Here is a 3509-nt window from a genome sequence, read left to right as displayed (position 1 = left end):
ACCATCTCGAACACAATTTTGGCCATGACAAGCAGCATCTTTCTTCCTTGCTCCGGACCATCAACATCCTCTCGCTGCTCTTCCACACCCTGCAGGAGTTGCTCGATAACAAGTACCAGTTGCTACGAGCGCACTTACCGAAGCGCCAAACCTTCTTTAATGATTTGCGCGCGCTTACCCAGACTGTACTTCGACAGTTGGGACCACCTTCTGACCTTTATGCTTGAGGGTCTCGAGTTAGACATCCCACCCGATAGCAGTTGAATTTCCAAAATGAGAATTGCTGCTATGGGGTTAATGGTGCTTGACAAACAGTGATGGAATATGAAATAATAACGGATTGTCTGTATAAATCTGGCTTGGATCAGGTTCAGATATTGCTAAATGCTAGTGGTGAGCGATCGCGCCTTGTGGAAATGGCAACCATAAACAAACAGGCGATCGTCTACTGTTGGCTACCTGTACGGCAACTTTACTAACAATTCCATGACTTACGCAATTATTGAAACGGGCGGTAAACAAGTGCGGGTAGAACCGGGTAGGTTCTACGATGTTGAATCGCTACCAGTAGATCAAGATGAAAAACTAACCATCGAGAAAGTGCTGCTGGTTCAGCATGATGGTAACGTCCATATCGGTCAGCCTCTAGTAGCTGGGGCGATCATTGAGGGGACAATTGTGCGGCACTTCCGCGATCGCAAAGTTATTGTATATAAAATGCGACCCAAGAAGAAAACCCGCAAAAAACGGGGCCACCGCCAAGAAGTAACCCGATTGATGATTGATTCAATTACTCTCAACGGGGAAGTTTTGGCCAGTCGCGAACAGTCAGAAAGCCCAACCTCAGAACCCCAGGCCGCGACAGCAGAATAAATTTGGAGTTGGTCCTCAACTAAAGCAAACTAGAATTATAAGAGCTTAATTTAATCACAGATTAGTTGAACCAATTAGGGCGATGCGCTACAATACCAAGTATGGTGCGAGACCTTCGGGTATGAAATAGAGCTGAAATGGGCGAAATAACTACCCGGTGAGGACTTCAACCCCTTGGTTGATTGGGTCGCATCCCTGACCATCCCATAACACAGCCTRATTTTTTRGCCAACCTTCGAGACTTCCAATATGGCCAGTCAGGTGAAGCGTCTAATCAGGTCTAAGACTGCCCGCGCCATGCTGACATGGGCGCATTATCGATTCAAACTAACCCTGAGACATCAAGCGGAAATAACTGAACAGTTGTAGATGTGACCTAAGAATACACCAGCAAAACCTGTACTCACTGTGGTCATGTCCATTCCCAGCTAGGTGGCTCAAAAGTGTTCCGATGTCCGGAGTGCGGGTTCACTCTACCACGGGACTGGAACGGTGCTTTTGGAATCTTTCTAAAAGCTTTGCGGGATACCGCCTCTGTTACCTTAACGGGTAATAGTGCTATCGTCGCATTGTCCGGGAACAACCGGAAAAATGTCGCGTAAATGTATCAGATCAGGTTAATTAGGAGAAGATCATGGCTCATAAGAAAGGAACAGGAAGCACCCGTAACGGTCGCGACTCTAACGCCCAGCGTTTGGGAGTCAAACGCTATGGCGGTCAAGTAGTCAGTGCAGGTAATATCCTCGTGCGTCAGCGCGGCTGTAAGTTCCACCCTGGGAACAATGTAGGCATTGGCAAAGATGATACTCTATTTGCCAAAGTAGATGGAGTTGTGCAATTTGAGCGCCGGGGGAAAAGCGGCAAGAAAGTCAGCGTTTATCCCGTAGAAGTGGCATCCTAGCCATAGTAGGGCGGGTTTCCCACCAGCCTCGTCAGATATTTTTTCCATAACCGGACTCCATAAGTGTCCGGTTTTTTCAGTTTTCGGGGAAATATTGTAGTCAGCACCCCCGCCTGAAGCACGGGGGCTTCGTGCCTCCCGCAACAGAATAGCTGACCAGCTATAGCCGTAACTGGCTACGTTCAGAGCAAGAGTTAAAGTTCCTACCCTGGAATGCGTGCTAGTTCCCGGCTCTAGAACCGAATCGTTAAACAGTTTTAAGGGGTTAAGACAGTGCGATTTGGAGAGACTCTTCCTGTTAGGCAATTCACTGAACAACGATTGACAAAGGTCAACAATTGCGTTAAGCTAGACGAGTACACAGCAAGCGAGTTAAATGCCGAAATATATAGCACAAGACAGAACAGTTAGGACGTATAATGGCAAGGATATCTACAGAAGACCCAAAAAGCCAGCCCCCTACAGTTACGACCTTAGACAAAAAGTTATTAATGCAATTGAACTAGACGGTATACCCAAAACAGAAGCCAGTCAAGTTTTCCATGTCAGCCGGAACACCATCAATCTCTGGCTGCAAAGAAAAGAACACACCGGCGACTTCCTCCCTAAACCTAATCGCCCACCTGGTCATAGCCACCAAATTACCGACTGGCAAAAATTCAAGGCTTTTGCCTAAGAGCATGGCGACAAAACCTCCGCTCAAATGGCTGAACTTTGGGATGACGACATCTCTCCTCGCACCATATCCAGAGCCTTGAAGAAAATTGGCTTCACCAGAAAAAAAACTTACGGCTACCAAGAACGTGATCAGCAACAGCGAGAGGAGTTTATTGCTCAGATTGAACATATGGAGCCACAAGAAGTGGTCTACCTCGATGAAGCCGGCATGAATAGTCAGGACTCGGATTACCCTTATGGTTACTGCGAGGAAGGAAAACGCTTCGATGCCCTCAAATCCGGGAAGAGGCAGGGCAGGGTGAGCATGATAGCCCCATGGTGTCATTAACAACTCTTAGCCCCCGATCGCTTTGAGGGTTGTTGTAATCGGACAGTGTTTGAGTTGTGGTTGGAGTTCATCTTAATTCCAACACTGAAGCCAGGTCAGACTCTAGTGCTAGACAATGCAACGTTTCATAAAGGGGGACGGATTCCTGAGCTAGTGGAGGCGGCTCAATGCCGTTTGCTCTATCTACCACCTTATTCGCCAGACCTCAACAAGATAGAGAAATTTTGGTCGTGGTTGAAAGCCCGCATTCGCCATTGCACGTGAGCAGTTTGATTCTCTCGATGATGCCATGGATTCCGTTCTCCAAGCTGCGTCCTAACCACCTTGACTAATGCTATACCCCTTCTTTTCCCCGTACTCTTTTGATCGCAGCGTATCAACCTATTTCGCTACTAGAGTATTACGATGGTTCAAGCCTGACATTCGGTTTCCCTAATCATGGATGGTTGGCAGTGGTCGCCTCTGGTAGTAGGTTCTACTTCACGCCTTCCGTTCCCCGCTTCAGTCTGACGGGTGTGAACCTTGAAACTGGGGGTGGCTACCGCCGTTACTCTCAACTTCCTGCTGTACATAACACCAGCGTTGGTATTGCACAGTGAGGAATGATTAAGAGAACGGAGGAAGTTGTCCATGCTTCAAATAATAGATAAGTAAGCGAATTGATTTGTACAACATCTCAGTGGACTTGGAATCACACAAAGTTTTGCGATGTAGCCTGGCTAAATAGTG

4 protein-coding genes and 4 pseudogenes are annotated in these 3509 nt (G+C 47.4%); 6 read left to right on the top strand and 2 right to left on the bottom strand.

What is annotated here, in order from left to right; all coding sequences use genetic code 11:
- The 6 genes and pseudogenes from B9T16_RS26880 to B9T16_RS26855 form a co-directional block, all read left to right on the top strand.
- Nucleotides 1-227: pseudogene (locus B9T16_RS26880) on the top strand (hypothetical protein); the annotation flags it as partial.
- A gap of 90 nt (nucleotides 228-317) precedes the next feature.
- Nucleotides 318-479 (top strand): hypothetical protein, encoded by a 162-nt coding sequence (locus B9T16_RS26875; RefSeq protein ID WP_410246193.1) that lies wholly within the window; start codon nucleotides 318-320, stop codon nucleotides 477-479.
- Between the two features lie 7 nt (nucleotides 480-486).
- Nucleotides 487-873 (top strand): 50S ribosomal protein L21, encoded by a 387-nt coding sequence (rplU, locus tag B9T16_RS26870; RefSeq protein ID WP_006615928.1) that lies wholly within the window; start codon nucleotides 487-489, stop codon nucleotides 871-873.
- Nucleotides 874-1086: 213 nt separating this feature from the next.
- Nucleotides 1087-1475, top strand: a pseudogene (locus B9T16_RS26865) (zinc ribbon domain-containing protein); the annotation flags it as partial.
- Between the two features lie 32 nt (nucleotides 1476-1507).
- Nucleotides 1508-1774, top strand: a complete 267-nt coding sequence (gene rpmA, locus B9T16_RS26860) for a 50S ribosomal protein L27 (RefSeq protein WP_006615800.1) — start codon at nucleotides 1508-1510, stop codon at nucleotides 1772-1774.
- 430 nt (nucleotides 1775-2204) lie between these two features.
- Nucleotides 2205-3099, top strand: a pseudogene (locus tag B9T16_RS26855) (IS630 family transposase).
- 91 nt (nucleotides 3100-3190) lie between these two features.
- On the opposite strand, the gene B9T16_RS26850 reads toward B9T16_RS26855, so the two are convergent.
- Nucleotides 3191-3352 (bottom strand): hypothetical protein, encoded by a 162-nt coding sequence (locus B9T16_RS26850; RefSeq protein WP_162097045.1) that lies wholly within the window; start codon nucleotides 3350-3352, stop codon nucleotides 3191-3193.
- A gap of 34 nt (nucleotides 3353-3386) precedes the next feature.
- Nucleotides 3387-3509, bottom strand: a pseudogene (locus B9T16_RS26845) (IS1 family transposase); the annotation flags it as partial.

Origin of the sequence: Arthrospira sp. PCC 8006, from assembly GCF_046480465.1 — a bacterium.
Lineage (GTDB): Bacteria > Cyanobacteriota > Cyanobacteriia > Cyanobacteriales > Microcoleaceae > Limnospira > Limnospira platensis.
Note: the sequence above shows the minus strand (reverse complement) of the source record. Positions and strands in the feature narration are given on the sequence as shown.